Below are 20,258 nucleotides of genomic sequence, written 5' to 3'. Positions count from 1 at the left end.
AGTAGCAGAAAAAAAAGGCCGACGCCCAACGCGTCGGCCTTTTTTTTGAACTTCTTCGCAAATGATAAATAAACTCATTCCGGTTTTTGCACGGTGCTGCGTCTTACTTACGTAAGCAGATAAATCGAGCCGGGCAGGGTAGCCACTGGGCTCAGGTTTTCCCAGCCGTACACATTTTTACCGCTGCCCGGACAAACGATCGAGCCCGGGGAGGGGCCGGTCATCGACTTGCGACGTGTTGCCCGAGATGGCAGCCGATCCAGGCGGTTCACAGGTCCAGGCAGCGGCAGGGCACTCGGTTGCCCATGGATCCTATCCATTTCAACTAAAAATAGAGAGCACGATGTCAGCAATTCATGAGTTGAAACCTCTGTTCAAGGCCTTGGTCATTGCCCGAACCCTGCGCTCGCGTCGCTCGTTGGCCGGTCTGGGCATGGCTTGCCTGCTGCCGCTCAGCGCGCAGGTCCACGCCGAAGACTTCACCCTCAACATTCCTGCCCAGCCTTTGCCTCAGGCGCTGCAGGCGTTTGGCACGCAGACCAATCAGCAGGTGATCTACAACGCCGATGACATCGCCGGCCTGCGCAGCACACGCGTCAGCGGCAAGTTGAGCAGCGAAGCGGCGATTGCCCAATTGCTCAAGGGCACGGGCGTGCACTACAGCTTTGAAGGCAACACGCTGATGCTGGTACGCGGCAGTTCGACCGAGGGTCTGGAACTGGGCGCCACCACCATCAACGCGCAACAGGTGGGCGCGACCACCGAAGGTTCGAATTCCTACACCTCGAATGCCGTGACCATCGGCAAGGGCACCCACACCCTCAAGGAAATTCCGCAGTCGGTCACGGTGATGACCCGCAAGCAAATGGACGATCAGGATATCGTCGATCTCAAGGACGCGGCCAACAAGACCACCGGACTGGTCGGTGCCCAAGGCGTCGGCAGAGGTTTGATCCTCTCTTCGCGCGGTTTCCAGATCGATGACTGGCAGTACGACGGTGTGCCGATCCCGCGCAACACTTACGCGCTGGGCAACTGGGCCACGCAGGACTTGATTTTCTTCGACCGCATGGAAGTGCTGCGCGGTGCGTCGGGCTTGCTGCAAGGCACCGGCAGCCCGGGTGGCGCGGTCAACCTGGTGCGCAAGCGCGGTCAGGCCACGCCGACCGTGACCCTGACCGGCAAGGCTGGCTCCTGGGATCACTACGGTCTGCAACTGGACGCCGGCGGGCCGTTGAACCAGAACGGCACCATCCGTGGACGTTTCCTTGCCGACCAGGACGACACCCACACGTTCGTTGATTCCGAATGGTACAAGACCACCTCGCTGTACGGCGCGCTGGACTTCGATCTGAGCGAAGCCACCACCGTGGGCGTGGCGGTCAGCCAGTCCGACGGCGAATCGCGCTCGAATGTCCGCGGCTTCCCGCGTTACTCCGACAGTAAACCCATCGACCTGCCGCGCAGCACGTACACCGGGGCGAAGTGGAACCATTCGGATATCGACGTCACCACGCTCTACACCGACCTGGAACACCGTTTCAACGACGACTGGGCCTTCAAGATCGGCGCCGTGCGCATGACGGAAACCAACAAGGCGAAGAACCAGCGGGTGCAATCCACCGGCGATGGCATCAATCCCGATGGCAGCGGCGTGCAATACGCTGACTTCGTGACGGACATGGACTCCACCAAAGTCGCGCTGGACATGAACCTCACCGGCAAGTTCGAAGCCTTGTCCATGCCGCAGGAAATCATGGTGGGCGGCAACTATTCCAAATACACCTCGGACGACAAATACGCCCGAACCTTCAATGACAGCTCCGACAATATCTTCGACATTGATCACAACCGTCCGGAGATCAGCTACGAAGGCTTGATCAATAGCCCCGGTGGTCGTGGGACTCCCAGCCAATACGACATCCGGCAGAAAGGCCTGTACGGCAGCTGGAGGGTCAAGCCTGTTGAAGACCTGACCCTGGTGCTCGGCTCGCGGGTCAGTTGGTACGACTACAATTACAAGTCTTCGACCCAGACCGCGAGCGGCATTACAGAAGATCCAAAAAGCACCGCCACTGAAACCGGAGAAGTCACGCCCTATGCCGGTATCGTCTATGACCTGAGCCGCGAATGGGCGGTCTACGCCAGTTACACCGACGTATATACACCGCAGACCGAACGCGATACCGCCGGCTCGGTACTTAAACCGATTGTCGGCAGTAACTACGAGATTGGTCTCAAGGGCGAGTTGATGGATGGCCGGATCAATACCTCCGTGGCCCTGTTCCGTTACGACCAGGAAAACCGTGCCGTTCTCGATACGCAGGGTGCGCAAACCTGCGACGGTTGGTATTGCTCGACGGCATCGGGCAAAGTGCGCAGCCAGGGTCTGGACGCCGAAATCAGCGGCGAAGTGATCGACAATCTGCAACTGTTTGCCGGCTACACCTACAACACCACCAAATACCTCGACGACCCTGACAACGAAGGCAAAATCTTCAGCTGGTGGACGCCTAAACACATGCTGCGTGTGTGGGGCAATTATCAGATGACCGGCGACTGGAGCCGTGTGAGTACTGGCCTGGGCTTTACCGCACAAACCCACACGGTAGGTTTCGACCACTCCGTCAACGTTCCGGGTTACACCGTGTGGAATGCTCGCGTCGGTTACCAGCTCACCCCGGAAATCGAGCTGGCGATGAACGCCAACAACCTGTTTGACAAGACCTACTTCGCAGCGGCCTACAACCAGATTAACGGCAACAACAACTACGGTGATCCACGCAACGTGATGTTCAGCGTGAAATACACACCGCAGTTCTGAGTCCTTTGCACTAGCGTCAAAGTCCCGGCCCGCGCCCTTTTACCAGGGGCGCGGGCTAATCTTGTAGCAGCTGCCGAGCAGCGCGAGGCTGCGTTCGGCTGCGAAGCAGTCGTGAAATCAGGCACTGCAGTCTGTCAGATACACCGTGCATTTAGGGTCTACGACTGCTGCGCAGCCGAACGCAGCCTCGCGCTGCTCGGCAGCTGCTACGGTATTGCCTGAAGTACAAACAAAAACGCAGAAGCCATGGCTTCTGCGTTTTTTTGCCGTCGCCCGGTCAGCTACATGACTCGCCCTGGCAGCCGAGGAACACTTCGGTAAACGACTCCAGTAGCGACTCGCTGTAGATCATGCTGCGGTGTGGCAGTGGTGAGTGGATCGAGGTGTGCAATTGGCCTGTCACGTTGTGGGCTCTTAGCAGTTGTTCCGAATACCGCACTTGCTCCAGGGTTTTATGCGACAGCGACCACCAGCAGCTGACTTGGGCCTTGAGCAGCGGCAGCGAGAACTCTTCGAACGCCGCCACCAGACGCTCATGTATCGCATAGGCTTGCGCGTTCATGATCTCCTGCTTGATGCCTTCCAGGGTCGCGATCATCTCTTGCTCGCCGGTGGCCGTCTGTTCGCTGGCCCATCGATAGAAGGCCTTGAGGTCGGCCGTCGGGTTCCGGGCGATGAAGCTCGCCGCCGCCGGTTCCAGATGCGCGAACATCAGGTTGAAGACTTCGAGTGCTGCCAGCAGTTCGTTTTCCGCGCTGAGGTGGTTCGGGTTGTCTTCTTCCTGAGGCTTGCGCGGTAGATCGGCGGGCAGGTCACGTTCCGGCAGAGTGGTGTCAACGAGGCCGAGGAAGGTCACTTCCTTGCCCTGGCGCTCCAGGTGGGCGGCGACGTCCATGGCAATCGCGCCCCCCAATGACCAGCCCATCAATCGGTAGGGGCCGTGTGGCTGCTTCTCGATGATCTGTGCGCTGTAGTCGGCAATCATCTCGGCCCATGTCTGAGCGTTCGAGTCTTTGTCGGCAAAGCCCTTGTGCATCACGCCGAAGGTCCGGGCATGGGCACTGAGTTTTTTCGCCAGCGGCTGATAACAGAACACGATACCGCCGCTGGGGTGCAGGCAGAACAGTGGCGGTGCCGACGCTGTCGAGGCGTTGAGTTCGACCACGCATTGCACATGCTGCTGATGCTCCCGTGCGATGAATCTGGCCAGTGCCTGGACATTGGGGTGAGCCAGCATGTGTTGCAGCGCCAGTTTGATGCCCAGGCGCGCGTTAAGGGTCGAGATGAATTGAATGGCCAGAATCGAGTGGCCACCGAGTTCGAAAAAGTTGTCGTCCAGGCTGACACGCTCGACCTGCAACGCTTCTTGCCAGAGTTCGGCGAGCGCCGTTTCCAGGGGCGTTTCGGGGGCAATGAAGTGGCGCTGCGTCTGGCTGAGGTCGGGCTGCGGCAGGGCCTTGCGGTCGAGCTTGCCGTTGGGGCTCAACGGCATGGCGGCCAGTACCAGCAGATGGCTGGGCACCATGTAGTCCGGCAGATTGGCCTTGAGCTCAGCCTTGAGGGTTTCGCGCAGGTCGAGTTGTTGCTGCTCGCTCAGCGAGTCGCTTTGGGCCACGACATAGCCGAGCAACTGCAAGCCCACCGCGCCTTCCCGGGCAACCACCAACGCCTCGCGGACCTGCGGCGATTGCAGCAGGCATGACTCGATTTCCCCGAGTTCGATGCGGAAGCCGCGAATCTTCACCTGGTGATCCAGCCGGCCTGCATATTCGATCACACCGTCGGCGCGATAGCGCGCCAGATCGCCGGTGCGGTAGAGGCGACCGCCGCCCTGAACATCGAACGGGTCGGGGATGAAACGCTCGGCCGTAAGCTCAGGTCGCTTGAAGTAGCCGCGTGCGAGCAGGTCGCCGGCAATCATCAGTTCACCGACGACGCCCACCGGCACTGGCTGGCCGCCGGCATCGAGCAGGTAAATCGCCCGTCCGGCCAGAGGCTGGCCGATCGGCATGCTTTTGGGCAGGGCGATTTGCCCTGTCACGTAGTCGCTGCAATCCAGCACTGTGGCGCTGACGGTCGCTTCCGTCGGCCCGTAGGTGTTCAGCAGCTTCACGTGCCCGAGTCCGGCCTTGCCCCAGGCCGCCACGCCTTCCGGTGGCATCGCTTCGCCACCGACGATCACTTGCCGCAGTGCACCGTAGTCGCGCTGACCGGCTGCGGCGAAGTCCTTGGCCAGCATGTTCCAGTAGGTGGTGGTCAGGTCGCTGACGCTGAACTGTTTGTCGAGCAGTTCGCGGTACCAGGTTTCACTGTCCCAGATATCCGGCCCGCGCAGCACCACCGAGGCGCCGCAGATCAACGCCGGGTAAAGCTGCTCGACAAAGGCATCGAAGTTGAACGTGGCGAACTGCAGGGACCGGTCCTGTGCGCTCAGGCCGAGAAACTCCAGCGCCACCTGGGCGTGACGGGTCAACGCCGCCTGGGTGATGCCGACCCCTTTGGGGCGACCGGTAGAGCCGGACGTGAACATCACATAGGCGAGGTTTTGGCCGGTGGTGCGGCAGGGCGGGTCAAGTACGGGCAGCGTCCCCCGGACATCGATGTCGTCGACGCAGCGTTGCTGGACGCCGGGCATCGATGGCAGCCGATCAAGCAGCGAACGCTGGCTCAGCAACACGCTCAGGCCACTGTCTTCAATCATCCAGGCCAAGCGTTCCTGCGGATAATCGGGGTCCAGTGGCACATAAGCGCCGCCGGCCTTGAGCACCGCCAGCAGGCTGACAATCATCTGCGCCGAACGCTCCACGGCAATGCCCACCAGCACCTCGGGGCCGACCCCGCATTCAATCAGGGTGTGGGCCAGGCCGTTGGCCGCATGGTTGAGCTGCGCATAACTGAGTTCAAGGTCGTTGAAGATCAGGGCCACCGAGTCGGGGGTTGCCAGCGCCTGGCGTTCGAACAACTGATGCACGCCGTCCTCAGGCATGGCCGACGCGGGCGGATTCCACTGCTGCAACTGAACCTGGCGTTCGTCGCTTGCCAGCAGCGGCAATTCGCCGAGCGCACGCAGCGGATCTTCCGTGAGTGCATGGAGCAGGTTCAGCCAGTGCCGGGCCAGGCGTTCGAGGGTAGCGGGGGCGTAGAGGTCCCGGCTGTATTCGAGACTCGCGTTGATGCCATCGAGCGAATAGCCGACGTCCAGGGACAGATCGAATTTGGCCTGGCTGGGACCCGCGCCGAGGAACTCCAGCGCCAGTCCGTCCAGATCGATCCGGTCCGCTTGCCCGGTGTCAGTGCGCCAGTTGAACAGCACCTGGAACAACGGATTGGCGTGTTCGCTGGCATGCAATCGCAACGCGTCGAAACTCAATTCCAGCGGGTAATCGCCATGGTCCAGCGCCGCCAGCGATTCGCGCCGCAGCCGCTGGAGAAAGTCTGCGCAGGACAGCAGCGGATCAATGCGCGCCCGGTACACCTGGGAGCTGACGAAAAAGCCGACCAGATTCTGGGTTTCGCTGCGATTGCGGGTGGCGTTGGGTACGCCGACGGTAAAGTCGTATTGGCCACTGTAGCGGCTCAATAACAATTGCCAGGCCCCGAGGGCCACGACGAAAGGCGTCAGTTTTTGCTGCTGGCAGAAGCGGTTCAGGGTTTGCGCGAGGGGCGCGGGCACACTGAAGTCATACTGCCCGGCAGGGTGGCTGTGCCGGGCATTTCGTGGGAAGTCCACCGGCAGATCGAGGGCCGGCAATGTTTGCCCCAGATACTCTTGCCAGTATTCGGCGCTGCTGGCGCAGGTTGCACTGTGCAGGTATTCGCCGCGCTGCCAGGCGGCATAGTCGGCGTACTGGATGGCCGGGCGTGGCAAGGGGGATGCGTCGTCGCTGCCGGCCTGGGCAAAGGCTCGTGCCAGGTCTTGCATCAGAATGGCATTGGACCAGGCATCGGAAACGATGTGGTGCATGTTCATCAGCAACAGATGCTCGTCGGCCGAAATCTGCAGCAGTGTCGCCCGCATCAGCGGTGCCTGACGCAGGTCGAACGGCGTGCCAGCCTGGGCCTCGATACGTAGCGCGATCCGGTTGGCGCGGGCTTCGTCCGACAGACCCGACAGGTCTTCATGGCCGAGCACCAGTGTTGCCTGCGCATCGACCACCTGCATTGCGCAACCATCGATTTCGACGAAGGCACTGCGCAAAATATCGTGACGCTCAAGCACCTTGTTCAGGGCTGTTTCCAGCCGCCGGGGCGCCAGGGGGCCGGTGATGCGCACGACACGGGGCAGGTTGTAGGCGGCGTTGTCCGGTGACAGTTGCTGGAGAAACCACAGCCGCTGCTGGGCGAAAGACAGCGGCGCCGGGCGCTGATTGGCGCGGGCGGTTATCCCTTGGGGTTGATCACCGGCATCGGCCAGCAACAGCGCCAGTACATCATCATCGATCAAGTCGTTCATCGGGGCTCTCGTAGTCGGCGGTGGATCGTTCAGGCGGTCGCCAACGGTTTTTTTTGTGCGACGAGCTTGCCGCCTTCCATCCGCACCAATTGGTCGGCGACATCGAAGTAACGGTCGTCGTGGGAAATGACGATGATGGTCTTGCCCAGGTATTTGAGTTCCGGCAACAGCTCGGTGTAGAAGATGCGCCGGAAGGCCGGGTCCTGATCGGCCGCCCACTCGTCGAACACCAGCACCGGGCGTTCTTCCAGCCAGGCGTTCAACAGGGCCAGGCGTTTGCGCTGGCCGGTGGACAGGTCGGTGGTGCTGAAGGCGCCATCGCGGATGCTGACCTTGTGCGAGATTTCCAGGCGTTCCAGGTAACGGTTGGCGTCTTCGGGAACGTTCTGCTCGCCTTGCACCAATTCGTCGAACAGGTAGTAGTCGGCGAAAATCGTGGTGAACAACTGGCGATAGTCGTCGCGGCTATGCGCCAGGACCGGCTTACCGTTAAGGATGATTTCCCCGCCCTGGGGCGCATACAGCCCCAGCAACAACTTGATCAGCGTGGTCTTGCCGCCGCCATTCTCGCCGACGATAAACACGATCTCGCCCTGGGCGATGGACAGGTTGACCGGCCCGAGGGCGAAGGGCTTGCTGCCGTCCACCGTCGGGAAGGCGAAATGCACGTCGCGCATTTCAAGGTGTTCGACCACCGGTTTGGGCGCGTCTTTGTCACTCAGCAGCAGGTGCGGTTCCGGCGAGGAAAACTGCTCCGCCAGGTCGGCAATGCGCTTGAACGCAATGTTGGCGCGGCTGACCACCGGCAGGGTGGTGACCAGGTATTCCATCGGGCCCTTCATGTACAGCAGCACCAGCACGAACCCGCTGAGCACCGCTTTATCGGTGCCCAGCCACAGCGATTGCAGGGCCAGCGCCAGACCGATCACCACGAAAAACAGCATCGAGCCAAGGGTCTTGGCCACCACGAAGGTGTTGACTGCGCGGATGTGCGTGTTGCAGATGAAATCAGCGGTGCCTTCGATACGTTGGCTGAACATGCGTTGGCGGCGCGGACGATGGATACGCAGTTCCTTGGCGCCGGCGGCAATCGCGCTGTAGTGCTTTTGCAGTTCGTCCTCGGCTTCGCGAGCCGCCTGGAAACCCTTGATGCCCTTGGTCCGGGCCACGTATTGCAGCGCGGTGCCGATCACCAGGGCCACCAGCAGCAAGGCAAACATCGGCAACGACAGGTAGGCCAGGTAGCTCAGGCAACCGAGGGTGACGGTGAACGCAATGGCCAGCGGCGCGAAGGAAAAGGCAAAATCACTGACGGTGTCGACGTCATGGGTCAGCACCGGAATCAGTCGATAACTGCGGAAGCGCTCGATCTGTTCGATCGGTGCCAACAGGACTTTTTCCCCCAGGGATTTACGCAGCCCGGCAATGATGTGCTGCCCGACATGGTTGGTGCCGATGTCCGACAGGATCGACGTCAGCAACGCCACTGCGCACAGGCCGATAAACGTTGCCAACACCCGGGTCGACGGGGTGTCGGCGGCGTTCAGCGCGTCATTGATGGTCGCCAGTAACGCGGTGATGCTGAGGCCACCGAGCATGCCGAGCATGATCGACACCACAACGATGACCCGGAAAGGCCTGAGCAGGCCGAGGACTTCACTGAAGGCTCCGCGGGATTTTGAGGTCATGGAAGTTTCCGCTTCAAGTGCCGCTAAAGGGCAATGGTTCAAGAGTTTGGCTGCTTAAAAGACGAAACCCGTGGGCGGCGATTTAGCCGCGCACGGGTTTGTTGCAGGTCATGCGACAGGAGGTGGGAGCCTCAAAGATCCCGCGCGACGCGAAAACCGAGCCAGTCGCCACGGGTATCGGGGTAGGTGGCATTACGGTTGCCCGAACGCGAAAACACCGGAGCTTCGCCCCAGTCATTGCCGCGAATGCGCCGGGCGGTGCATTCGCCGGTCAACCACGCACTGCCATCGCTCGGTGCGCCGACGTAGTTGTCGTTGTAGCAATCGGCGGTCCACTCATAGACGTTGCCGTGCATGTCGTACACGCCGAAGGCGTTGGCCGGGAAACTGCCCGCCGGTGAGGTGAAGTTGTAGCCATCGGCGGCGCCGTAGGTGTTAGCGTGCTTGGCGATGCTGTATTCCTTGCCTTCATCGAACGGGAAGGGGAACGGGCCGCTGCTGCCCGCGCGGGCGGCATACTCACGCAGCGATTCGCTGACCAGTCGATAGTGCTTGCCGGTCTTCTTCGAGAGCCAGGCCACGTAGGCATTGACCTCGGGGAAGTTCATGCACACCGCCGGATGCCGGGCCGTGCGTTCATAGCGCGGCACGCCGGCCTTGCACTCGCGGCCCGGCCGGGTGTCGCCGTCGGGCATGAGGTAACCGCTGTCGCGCAGGTACGCGTCCCACTCGCCGGCCAGCACTTGAAAGCGGCTGATGGCCAGCGGTTTGGCGAAGGTCACCGGGTGCAACGGACCTTCGTCGGGCTCGCGGCCCACCTCATTGTCCGGAGTGCCCATGGTAAAGGTCCCGGTGGGCAGCACGACCATTTCCGGGCAGTCCTTGCAGTCCTTGAACACTTTGCCAGGCTGGGCGGGGGCGGCGGCCTGAGCGGCACCCGGCAGCAGGCCTGCAACCATCGCGGCGAAGGCCAGTGCGGGGAGCGTCTTCAAGGAAAAGCTACGCAGCTCACTGTTCATCATTGCTCTCGATAAAAAGTTAAAAGGAAAGGCGCGAAACTTGTGGGAGCGGGCTTGCTCGCGAAGACGGCGGCACAGTCAATATTGATGTCGCCTGACCCACCGCCTTCGCGAGCAAGCCCGCTCCCACATTCATCATGGGCTGGCGATCAGAGCTGTTTGCCGAGCAATGCGATGAAACGGTCGACTTCAGCTTCGTTGTTGAGCAGCCCCGGCGCCGTGCGAATCACCGGGCCCACGTCGCGCTCCACGGCATCGGCGATCACGCGGTTCTGCATCAGCCAGGCGGCGATCTTGTCGCTGCTTTGGCCCTTGACTCGGAAGAAGCTGAAACCGGATGACAGCTCGGGGCTCAGGGGCGTGACCAGTTCGATCTGCGGGTGCGCTTGCAGGCGTTTTTTCATATAGCTGTTCAGCGCATGGATACGCGCCTGAACATCGGCCTTGCCCAATTGCAAATGCAGCTTGAAGGCTTCGTTCAGTGCCCAGCGGTGCTCGAACGAGTGGTAGCCGCCCGGTGTCATGGTGGTGGAGAACGCCGTGGCTTCGGAGAAGGTCGGGATGATCGGCGTGACGTATTTGACCTGTTCACTGCGGCTGCAAACGATGCCGGTGCCACGGGGACCGAACATCCATTTATGGGTGCCGGCGATGAAGAAGTCGCAGTTCATGGCGGGAAAGCTCAAGTCCTCGACACCAAAGCCGTGCACGCCGTCGACCAGGTAAATAATGCGGTCCTGATCGGCGCGGCCGCGATTGTGCTTGTCCACCAGCGCGCCGATGTCAGCGACCGGCAGTTTCACGCCACTGCCGGAGTGCACCCAGGTCATGCCGAGTACACGGGTTTGCGGTTTAATGTTCTGGTCGATCGAGGCCAGGATCTCGGCTTTGGAGACCGTCTGCGGATCCTTGAACAACCTGATCTTGCGCACCCGAGTACCGTCCCGCTGAGTGCGTAGATCGAGAATGGTGTGGGTCGCGTAATGCTCGTGGGCCGTGGTGAGGATTTCCTGGTCGGGGCGCACGTGAACGCCGCCGTAAATCATCGCCAGGCCTTCGGTGGTGCTGCCGGTCAAGGCGATCTGTCTGGCATTGGCTTGCAGGTAACGACCGGCCCAGACACGCACCTCTTCTTCACGCTGCTCGATAACGCCCAGGTCCCAGTCCATCGCCAACCCGGGGTTTTTATCGAGGGCGGCACGGTGCATCTCGATCGCTTCACGCACAGGCTTTGGGTGCGAGCTGATCAGGAAATTGGAGAAGTGCAGGTAATCCGGATCCTGGTCGAACAGCTGCCGGAGTTGCGCCCATTTGTCCCGAGGCGGCGAGGGCACTGGCGTGGCGCTGGCGACGTTGCCCAGGCCGGCAGTCAAGGGCAGGCCGGCGGCGAGGATCCCCGCCTGTTTCAGAAAGGTGCGACGATCGCTCATGGTGTGCTCGTGCCTTGTTGTGAAATCAGCGCTGGCTTGGCGGCTTTCTGCACCTGGTCCCAGACCCGCAGGAAGTTGCCGCCCCAGAGCTTGGCGATGTCGGCCTCGGAGTAGCCACGGGAGATCAGTTCCGCCGTGACATTGCGAATGTCACCGACGTTTTCCCAGCCTTTGACGCCGCCCCCTTCGTTGAAGTCGGAGCTGATGCCGACATGATCGATGCCGATTTTTCGCACCGTGTAATCGATGGCGTCACCGAGGTCCTTGAGGCTGGCTTTGGGTTCTTCTTCAAGAATCCCGTAGAGACGGCTGGCGTACTGGCCGAATTTTTTCTCGGGCCAGGCAGCGATGACCGGGTCGCCGGGCATCAATGCCATGGCGAGGTTCGGCAGGGGCGGCAGGTCGAACGCTTTGCGCAGTTCGTTGAGTTTGTCCTGGGTGGTCTGGGTCAGCGGGCGCAGGTATTGGGAAAAGCCGACCACCTGCACCACGCCACCGCTGTTCTTGATCAGCTGCATTTCTTTGTCGCTGAGGTTGCGCGGGATATCGACCATCGCCCGTGGCGCCGAGTGCGAAGCGACCATCGGCGTGCGGCTCAATTGCGCGACTTGCTCCAGGGCCTTGGTCGACATTTGCGACACGTCGATGATCACGCCCAGGTCATTCAAGCGATGTACCGCTTGCTTGCCCAGGTCCGAGAGGCCGTCGAGGGCATCCGGCGAATCGTTGAAAAACGGCAAGGGGCGCGAAGAGTCGGCCCAGTCGTTATTGCCGATGTAGCTGAAGCCGAACATGCGCATGCCGCGTGCCGTCCACAGGTCCAGCAGGTTCAGATCGTGGCCCAGCGGGTAGGCGTTGAGCATGCTGATGAAAATCGCGAACTTGCCTTCACCGTGCAAACGACGGAAATCGTCAGGGGTGTAGGCGATGGCAACCTGATTGGGAAAGTCGCGGACCATCCCGGAAATAATCTTGTAGCGGATCTCCTGTTGGTTGCGTGCCTCTTCGACAAAACCGGCGGTGGGCTTGTGCGGCGCGTTGGCGCCATTCCACAGTTCCGGCCAGCCGAAAATCGTCAGGGCCGCGCCGGACAGGCGTCCGCGGTTGGCCTTGACCAGGTCGAACTGGCCCTCGCCATCCTTGTCGGCTTCATTGCCCTGGGTGCCGAAGTTCTGCATCAGGCTGATGTGGCTATCGAAGGAGAGCATGCGCTCGTGCAACTCGTCGGCCTGTTGCATGACCTTGATCGGGTAACCGGGGTTGTCCTTGAACCCGTAATACCAGACCGCGAAGCCCGCGCCGGCGCTGATCGCCAGGGCCAGCGGCAGGCCGATGTAAAGAGCCTTTTTCGAACGTGGTTTTGTCATTGCCATCTCTGTCAGGTTCGCCGCCCCGGTGCAGGCGCAGGGGCCTTTGCTATCTGGGAGGAACGAGTGGCTGGCAGAAAAAATTAGGAGACAGCGAGATACCCTGTGGCGAGGGAGCTTGCTCCCGTTGGACTGCGAAGCAGTCCTGAAACCTGCAGCCTCGTACTGCCAGGCACACCGCATGCGCCGGATTTACGACTGCTTCGCAGCCGAGCGGGAGCAAGCTCCCTCGCCACAGGGGATTGTGTTTGGCACGCTTAAATTTCCCCGCACAACAAACGTTCTAGCTTGGATAAAGCCTGCTTCATGGCTGACACAGGTAGGGCAATGACGATTTCTCGACGATGGTTCATGGCAGGCCTGGCGCTGACTGGCGCTGCCGTGCCTGCGGCTTATTATGGGCATCGCGAATGGACGAAGCCGGACCCGACGATCACCCCCGGCGAAGCGACGGTCGACCTAGCGGACACCGCGGGTCAGCAGTTGGCCAACTCGCTGCGGGGGATCTGGGATATCCGTTTCGAAGGTTCGCAAGCGGGCCTCGACGGTTTACCGCAGCACGGGCTGGAGCTGTTTCTCGACATCGCCCAGCGCGGCCGTGGCCTGCGTGGCTGCCTCGATACCGCGCAGCAGTTACGCGGTGAAGCCGAGCCGCGTTACCGGGTGATCGGCGACCTGGTGTCGCCGGACGCCAGCCAGCTGTACTGGCGCCTGATCGATCGGCAATCGGCCAACGGCGCGCCGGCTTATGAGCTGGCGGTCACGCTCGATGAGGTCTGGGCCGATTTCGGCAATGCCGGCAGTGGCACCCTCAGCGGGCGGATTCTGCGTCTGGATCGCCCGCTCGGTTTGCTGGAACTGGACAATCGCTTTGTCGCGCGCAAACGGCTGTTTCCCGAAGCCCGTGAGCGTGTGGGGTTGAATCCGCCGTTGCTGGCGTGGCTGATTTCTCCCGAGCACCGCTTGTTCCACCAGCTCTGGCACGCCACGCGGGACAAATGGCACAAACTCTCCAACGAGCAACAAGGTGCCTTGCGCGGCATCGGCTGGCAGCCGGGCCCACGGGGTAACGAGCGCGATGCCCGGGGGCCGCGCAAAGACCGTAATGGTTCGGGAATCGACTTTTTCTTCATGCACCGGCACATGCTCGGCACGGCGCGTTCGATGCAGGACCTGCCGTCCTGGTCGAACTTTCCGATGCCGCAGCCGGAGCTTGAACGCGACCGTCAGGGCTTCGCCCGCTATTTCGACAATCACGATGGCACGGCGCTGCCGCCCACCTGGCTGGCCGCCGAAGACACCGAGTACACCCAGTGGGTCAGCGACATCAAGACTGCCGAGACTTATCACAGCAATTTTCAGGTATGGGAATCCCGTTACCGCGACCCGCGTTATCTGTCGAAGCTGACTCTGGGGCAGTTCGGTTCGGAAATCGAACTGGGCTTGCACGACTGGCTGCACATGCGCTGGGCCTCGGTGCCACGGGATCCTTCCAACGGTCAGCCGGTGCCTTTCGCCCGGGATCCGGCGGACTTTGCCGCGCGCTGGTATGCGCCGGAAAACGACTTCCTCGGTGACCCGTTCTCATCCCACGTGAACCCGGTGTTCTGGCACTTCCATGGCTGGATCGACGATCGCCTGGAAGACTGGTTCCGCGCCCACGAGCGTTTCCATCCGGGGGAACTCAGTCGGCTTGAGGTCAATGGCGTGCCCTGGTTCGCCCCGGGGCGCTGGGTTGAAGTCGATGATCCATGGCTCGGCCCGAGCACCCACGGTTGCAGCACCACGCCGGGATTGCAGGTCGACAAGTCGGTGGAAATGGACCCGGAAACCATGAAGCTGGCGCTACGCATCACCTTTGGCACTGATGAAAAGAAACTCGTGGATTTGTTCCGGCGGGTGCCGCAACGGCCGTGGTATGCGCGGAATCTGAAGGTCAAGCCGCTGAGGTCGTAAGCCAGGCACTTGTGGCAAGGGAGCAAGCCCCCTCACCACATAGTTTTTGATGACAGATAACCTCGATCAAAGCACCTGCCACCCTCCACCCAACGCCTTGTACAACGCAATGCTCGCCTGCAACCGTGACAACCGCAGCTGCACATTCGAATCCTGCGCCGCATACAGCGTGCGCTGTGTCTCCAGCACCGTCAGCCAATCCTCGGCGCCAGCCTGATAGCGGCTTTGCGCAATGTTGAACGCGGCCTGGGCCTGGTCCAGCTCTTCGCGTTGCCATCGCCGCTGCTCATCCAGGCCGCGAATGCTGTTGAGGGCTTTTTCGACGTCGGCAAAGCCATTGATGATCGCGCCTCGGTAGGCTTCCAGCAGTTCTTGTTGCCGGGCCGTGGCCTTGTCGCGTTCGGCGCCGAGGCGGCCGTTATTGAAGATCGGCGCGACCAGCCCGGCGGTGAGGTTGTAGAACGGGCTGCGCAGAATATCGTTGGCCGTGTTGGCGCCCGAGCCGATGCTGGCGCTCAGGGTCACGGCGGGCAACATGGCCGCGCGTGCGACCGTGACGTTGGCCTGGGCGGCGGCCAGTTGCGCTTCGGCGCGGGCGATGTCCGGGCGGCGGCTGAGCAGTTCGCTGGGCAACCCGGCATCGATTAAAGGCCATTGCAGTTGCTCGAAGGATTCTTGACTGGGTGGTAGTTGCTGAACCGGCCGGCCAAGCAGGGCGGCGAGGCTGATCCGGGCGTCCTCGGCTTGCTGGCGAATCAGCGGCAGTTGCCGTTGTTGCGCCGCCACCAGGCTTTTCTGTTGCGCCAGTTCCAGTGCGGTGGCCGAGCCTGAGTCGAAACGGGTCTGCACCAGTTTCAAAACGTTCTGTGCGTTGGCCAGGTTCAGCGCGGCAATGCGACTTTGTTCATCCAGCGACAAGGCTTGCGCGTAGCTGTTGGCCACGCCGCTGAGCAAGGTCAATTCAACCGTGGCCTGATCGAACTCGCTGGCGCGCAGCCCGAATTGCGCATTGTCCCGGGACGCGCGTTTGCCGCCCCAGAAGTCGATTTCGTAACTGGCGCTGAGGTTGGCGTCAAAGTAGTCCACGGCCTTGTTGCTGCTGTCGGCATCGAGTTGGCTATAGCCGTCGCCGCGCAGCAATTTCTGGCGGTTGGCGTTCATACCGGCCTTGATCTCCGGCAACTGCGAGCCGCCGGCAATCACTGTGTCGGCCCGGGCCTGGTGCACCCGAGCGATGGCGGCGGCCAGGTCATAACTGCCGACGCGGGCTTGTTCGATCAGGCGATCAAGCTGCGGGCTGCCGAACTGCGTCCACCATTGCCGGCTTGTCCGGGAAGCATTTTCATCGTGTGGCGATTGCCAGGCCGACGGTGGTTGAATGCCGCTGTCCGGGCGCGCAGCCGGGTGGCTGCAGGCGCCGAGCAGCAGGCAAAGGGTCAACAGGCTCAGTTGCGGTTTCATAGGTCGATCATTCACTGGTAAGGGCCGTGACCGGGTCGAGCCGGGCTGCTTTGCGGGCCGGCATGAAGCCGAAGACAACGCCGGTGATCAGTGCGCAGGCGAAGGCGCCGATGACCGCCGCCAGGGAAAAGGCCACCGCGACTTTGCTGAGCACCAATACGCCGCCGACGATTAGCGCCAAGGCGATGCCGGCGATCCCGCCGACCACCGAGAGCATCACGGCTTCAGTGAGGAACTGGCGCAATATGTCGCGCTGACGGGCGCCGGTGGCCATGCGGATACCGATCTCGCGGGTCCGTTCGCGCACGGTCATGAGCATGATGTTCATCACGCCGATGCCGCCCACCAGCAGCGAGATCGCCGCAATCGAACCGAGCATCAGCGACAGCGTATTTTGCGTGCGCGCCTCGGCCTGAATCATCGCGGCATTGTTGGTCAGTTCGAAATCGTGTTTGCCGTCGTGCAGGCGCAGCATCAACTGCTCGATGGCCTTTTCGGTCTCTTTGACCTTGCGCGCATCGGCCGCGGCAATGGCCACGTATTCGGGGTTGTGGGTGCCGAACAACCGGACACTGGCGGCCGAGTAGGGCACGGCAATCCGGTTGTCGCTGTCGGAGTCGCCGGAACTGGCGCCTTTTTCCGCGAGCACACCGACGACCTGAAAGGGTACGTTTTCAATCAGGATGTATTGGCCGATGGGGTTGGCGACGTCCTTGAGCAGTTTGCTGCGCACCTTGTGGCCGATCACCGCGACCGCCGCGGCGTTGCGTTCATCGGCCTCGGTGAAGTAACTGCCCTCGACCACCGGCCAGTTGAAGATCGCCGGAAAATTCGTGTCATTGCCGCCGACGTAGCTCAGATGGTCGAGATTGCCGAAGCGCACCCCGGCTTCGGCGCCGTTGACCGGCATGATTCGCATGACTTGCGGCAAACTGGCCAGCGCCGCGACGTCATCCAGGGTCACGATACCGGGCGGCGTGCGCGGGTTGGGGGCGGAGCCGCTGAGGTAAATGATGTTCGAACCGAACGCGCCCATCTGCGCCATGACCTGACGCTTGCTGCCTTCGCCGACCGCCAGCATCACCACCACCGAGGCGACGCCGATGATGATCCCCAGCAGCGTCAGGGCGGTGCGGAAGCGGTTGATCCACATCACCCGCCAGGCCGCGTGCATGGCATCCACCAATTCGCCTTTCCAGGCACCGGTGGCCTCGCTGCCTTCGCTCAGCCGCTTGCGCAAATCCACCGCTTGCAGCGCACCGGGATTGGCCGAGGCCTGCGCGGCAGGGTTGTCGCGGGCGCTGTCGCTGATGATCAGGCCGTCACGGATTTCGATCACGCGTTTGGCCCGCGCCGCCACGTCGCGGTCGTGGGTGATGAGGATCACCACATGGCCCTGGCTCGCCAGTTCGTCGAGCAGCGCCATGACCTCGGCGCCGCTGTGGCTGTCGAGGGCGCCGGTGGGTTCGTCGGCGAGGATGATGTGGCCGCCATTCATTAATGCGCGAGCGATGGACACCCGTTGCTGCTGACCACCGGAGAGCTGGTGCGGACGGTTGCCGGTGCGTGATGCCAGGCCGAGACGGTCGAGCAGGGCGGCGGCGCGGGCGTGGCGTTCGGCCGCTGGGGTGCCGGCGTAGATCGCCGGCATCTCGACGTTTTCCTGGGCCGAACCGGACGGAATCAGGTGGTAACCCTGAAACACGAAACCGAAGGCCTCGCGACGCAGCCAGGCCAGTTTATCGCTGTCGAGTGCCGCGACGTTTTCGCCGGCGAACCGATACTCGCCGGACGTTGGCCGGTCGAGGCAGCCGAGGATGTTCATCAGCGTCGATTTGCCGGAGCCGGAAGCGCCGACGATCGCTACGAACTCCCCGGCGTGGATCGACAGGTCGATGCCGCGCAAGACGTGAACTTCAGGCGCGTCGCCGCCACCGTAGGATTTACGAATGTCTTGCAGGTCGATCAGAGGCGTTTGCATTCAACCTCCGCTGCCGTCGGCGGGGCCGATCAACAGGTGATCGCCTTCGGCCAGTCCGTCGAGGATCTGCACCTTCAGGCGATCGCTGATGCCGGTGCGCACAGACCGTTGTTCGATTTCACCGTTTTGAGCGACCACCCGAGCCGTTTGACGGTCGGCCAGCGGGCCATCCTGCAAGGCCGCGATCGGCGCGGTCAGGACGTTTTTTGCCTGATGGGAGACGAAAAATACTTGGGTGGTCATTTCCGCCATCAATGCGTTGTCGGCGTTGTCGACGTCCAGCAGCACCGTGTACAGCACCACGCGACCCGTGCCGCTTTTATTGGAACTGGCCGGGCTGCCACCGCCCTGGCTGGCCTGGTCCAGCGGTTTGGGCGGTATCGGCAAAATCTGCCGCACCGTGCTGCTCCAGCGCCGGTTGCCGCCGCTGAGCGTGGTGAACCAGGCGCTCATGCCAGGTTTGACGTGGCCGATGTCAGCCTCCGAGACCTCGGCCCAGACCGTCATCGGCGACAGTTTGGCGATGCGCAGGATCAGCGGCGTTTGTTGCTGCGCGTTGAGGGTCTGGCCTTCGCGGGCATCGAGGGCCACGACCGTTCCGCTCATCGGTGCGTAAATGCGCGTATAGCCGAGTTCGGCCTGATCGCTGCGCAGGTTGGCCTGGGCCTGGCGGATCTGCGCCTCGAACATGTCGATGCGCGCCTGGGTGGTGCGCAGTTCGGCTTGGGCCGTTTGCACGTCTTCGTCCCGTGTCGCGCCGCCGGCGGCGAGGTTCTGTTGACGCTGATATTTCTGCCGGGCCAGGTCGTGCTGTGCCCGCTGCTCCTGCAGCTGCGCCTTGAGGTTGTCGATGGAAAAACGCCCGGCGTCGAGTTTGGCCTGTTGGGTGGAGGGATCGATTTCCACCAGCAACTGGCCTTCCTTGACCACGTCACCGACCTCCACATGGATCTTGTGGATCTGCCCGGAGGCCTGGGCGCCGACATCGACATACCGCCTCGGTTGCAGGGTTCCCAGCGCCGTGACGCTGCTTTCGATGTCGCCGCGCGCGACCTGGACCGTGGCGAACCGATCACGACCGGGCGGCAAAACCTGCCAGGCCGCGACGGCGATAACGGGGATCAGACAAAGGGCTACAAGCAGGGCGCGTCGGGTGTGACGGGGACGTTTCATGCAGGGTTCCGGCCAATGGGATTCGGCCCGTCGTTCAGTGGACGCGCAATATCTGCCGACAGCTGAACGCTGTCGGACGACCGACAGCCACGGGGAGCTGTCCTGTAGACGAGGGAAGGGGCGGGGAATTTAAGCGTTGAGGCTTTGAGTGACAGACAAAGTCAAAGGCATAGGACAGCACTATTTAGCAGGCAAATAGAAACAGCGCTTTAAATCTATATGAGAATTACTATAAATTACACACTCGAAATCGCCATCATCGTGCCACTGCCTATTTGGGCGGTAGCGGATCTGGTTCAAGGATAGAAACCGCACCCCGTGCGGCCGGGAGTCATGTTGGAAAACTACTATCGCGAGCTGGTGTGTTTCCTGAACGCCAGGCTAGGCAACCGCCAGGTGGCCGAAGATGTGGTGCATGACGCGTATCTGCGGGTACTGGAGCGTTCCAGCGACACGCCGATCGAACAACCCCGGGCGTTCCTTTATCGCACCGCGCTCAACCTGGTGATCGACGATCACCGTCGCAATGTCTTGCGTCAGGTCGAACCCCTGGAGGTGCTCGACAGCGAAGAGCGCTACTTCACCCCATCGCCCCACAACAGCCTCGATCATGGTCAGCGCCTGGACATGCTCCAGCGCGCGCTGGCGGAATTGCCACGGCTGTGTCGCGAGAGTTTCCTGCTGCGCAAGATCGAAGGCCTGTCCCACCCGCAAATCGCCGAGCACCTGGGTATTTCCAAAGCGCTGGTGGAAAAGCACATCGTCAACGCCATGAAGCATTGCCGCATGCGCATGCGCCAGTGGGACGTCGCTTGAGTCAGCCTCATTAAATTTTTTTTCATTGTCCTCGTTCCTATTCAACAGACGATCTGCTGCCGCCAAAGGCCGGTCAGGTCACCCAGGCTT

At 61.8% G+C, this 20,258-nt stretch carries 11 protein-coding genes; 3 read left to right on the top strand and 8 right to left on the bottom strand.

Going from position 1 to position 20,258, the window contains the following annotated elements:
- Positions 1–343 precede the first annotated feature (343 nt).
- Positions 344–2,824: a TonB-dependent siderophore receptor gene (locus PSH69_RS19520; protein ID WP_305409501.1), complete on the top strand. Its 2,481-nt coding sequence runs from the start codon at positions 344–346 to the stop codon at positions 2,822–2,824.
- 277 nt (positions 2,825–3,101) lie between these two features.
- Here PSH69_RS19520 and PSH69_RS19515 read toward each other — a convergent pair whose 3' ends face one another.
- From PSH69_RS19515 to pvdM, 5 genes are all read right to left on the bottom strand, one after another.
- A complete protein-coding gene (locus PSH69_RS19515) occupies positions 3,102–7,277 on the bottom strand; it encodes a non-ribosomal peptide synthetase (protein ID WP_305409500.1) in 4,176 nt (1,391 codons plus the stop codon).
- Positions 7,278–7,306: 29 nt separating this feature from the next.
- Positions 7,307–8,965, bottom strand: a complete 1,659-nt coding sequence (locus PSH69_RS19510) for a cyclic peptide export ABC transporter (RefSeq protein WP_305409499.1) — start codon at positions 8,963–8,965, stop codon at positions 7,307–7,309.
- 131 nt (positions 8,966–9,096) lie between these two features.
- Positions 9,097–9,984, bottom strand: a complete 888-nt coding sequence (locus PSH69_RS19505) for a formylglycine-generating enzyme family protein (RefSeq protein ID WP_305409498.1) — start codon at positions 9,982–9,984, stop codon at positions 9,097–9,099.
- 149 nt (positions 9,985–10,133) lie between these two features.
- Positions 10,134–11,414 (bottom strand): aminotransferase class V-fold PLP-dependent enzyme, encoded by a 1,281-nt coding sequence (locus PSH69_RS19500; protein WP_305409497.1) that lies wholly within the window; start codon positions 11,412–11,414, stop codon positions 10,134–10,136.
- The gene (gene pvdM / locus PSH69_RS19495) at positions 11,411–12,781 is read right to left on the bottom strand and encodes a pyoverdine-tailoring dipeptidase-like protein PvdM (protein WP_305409496.1); all 1,371 of its coding nucleotides are present in this window, start codon (positions 12,779–12,781) and stop codon (positions 11,411–11,413) included. The genes PSH69_RS19500 and pvdM overlap by 4 nt, the downstream gene beginning before the upstream one ends.
- A gap of 327 nt (positions 12,782–13,108) precedes the next feature.
- Here pvdM and PSH69_RS19490 point away from each other — a divergent pair, with 327 nt between their 5' ends.
- Positions 13,109–14,737, top strand: a complete 1,629-nt coding sequence (locus tag PSH69_RS19490) for a PvdJ/PvdD/PvdP-like protein (protein WP_305409495.1) — start codon at positions 13,109–13,111, stop codon at positions 14,735–14,737.
- 66 nt (positions 14,738–14,803) lie between these two features.
- On the opposite strand, the gene PSH69_RS19485 is transcribed toward PSH69_RS19490, so the two are convergent.
- From PSH69_RS19485 to PSH69_RS19475, 3 genes are read right to left on the bottom strand one after another with little or no spacing between them, the layout of a single operon-like run.
- Positions 14,804–16,198 carry an efflux transporter outer membrane subunit gene (locus PSH69_RS19485; protein ID WP_305409494.1) on the bottom strand — a complete coding sequence of 465 codons (1,395 nt, stop codon included), beginning with the start codon at positions 16,196–16,198 and terminating at the stop codon, positions 14,804–14,806.
- 7 nt (positions 16,199–16,205) lie between these two features.
- Positions 16,206–18,179 carry a MacB family efflux pump subunit gene (locus tag PSH69_RS19480; protein ID WP_305409493.1) on the bottom strand — a complete coding sequence of 658 codons (1,974 nt, stop codon included), beginning with the start codon at positions 18,177–18,179 and terminating at the stop codon, positions 16,206–16,208.
- Positions 18,180–19,352, bottom strand: coding sequence for an efflux RND transporter periplasmic adaptor subunit (locus PSH69_RS19475; RefSeq protein WP_305409492.1), 1,173 nt, complete (start codon positions 19,350–19,352; stop codon positions 18,180–18,182).
- Between the two features lie 333 nt (positions 19,353–19,685).
- On the opposite strand from PSH69_RS19475, the gene PSH69_RS19470 reads away from it, so the two are divergent.
- Positions 19,686–20,168 (top strand): sigma-70 family RNA polymerase sigma factor, encoded by a 483-nt coding sequence (locus PSH69_RS19470; RefSeq protein WP_305409491.1) that lies wholly within the window; start codon positions 19,686–19,688, stop codon positions 20,166–20,168.
- Positions 20,169–20,258 lie beyond the last annotated feature (90 nt).

The sequence above is a fragment of the Pseudomonas sp. FP1740 genome, from assembly GCF_030687165.1.
Classification (GTDB): domain Bacteria; phylum Pseudomonadota; class Gammaproteobacteria; order Pseudomonadales; family Pseudomonadaceae; genus Aquipseudomonas.
Note: the sequence above shows the minus strand (reverse complement) of the source record. Positions and strands in the feature narration are given on the sequence as shown.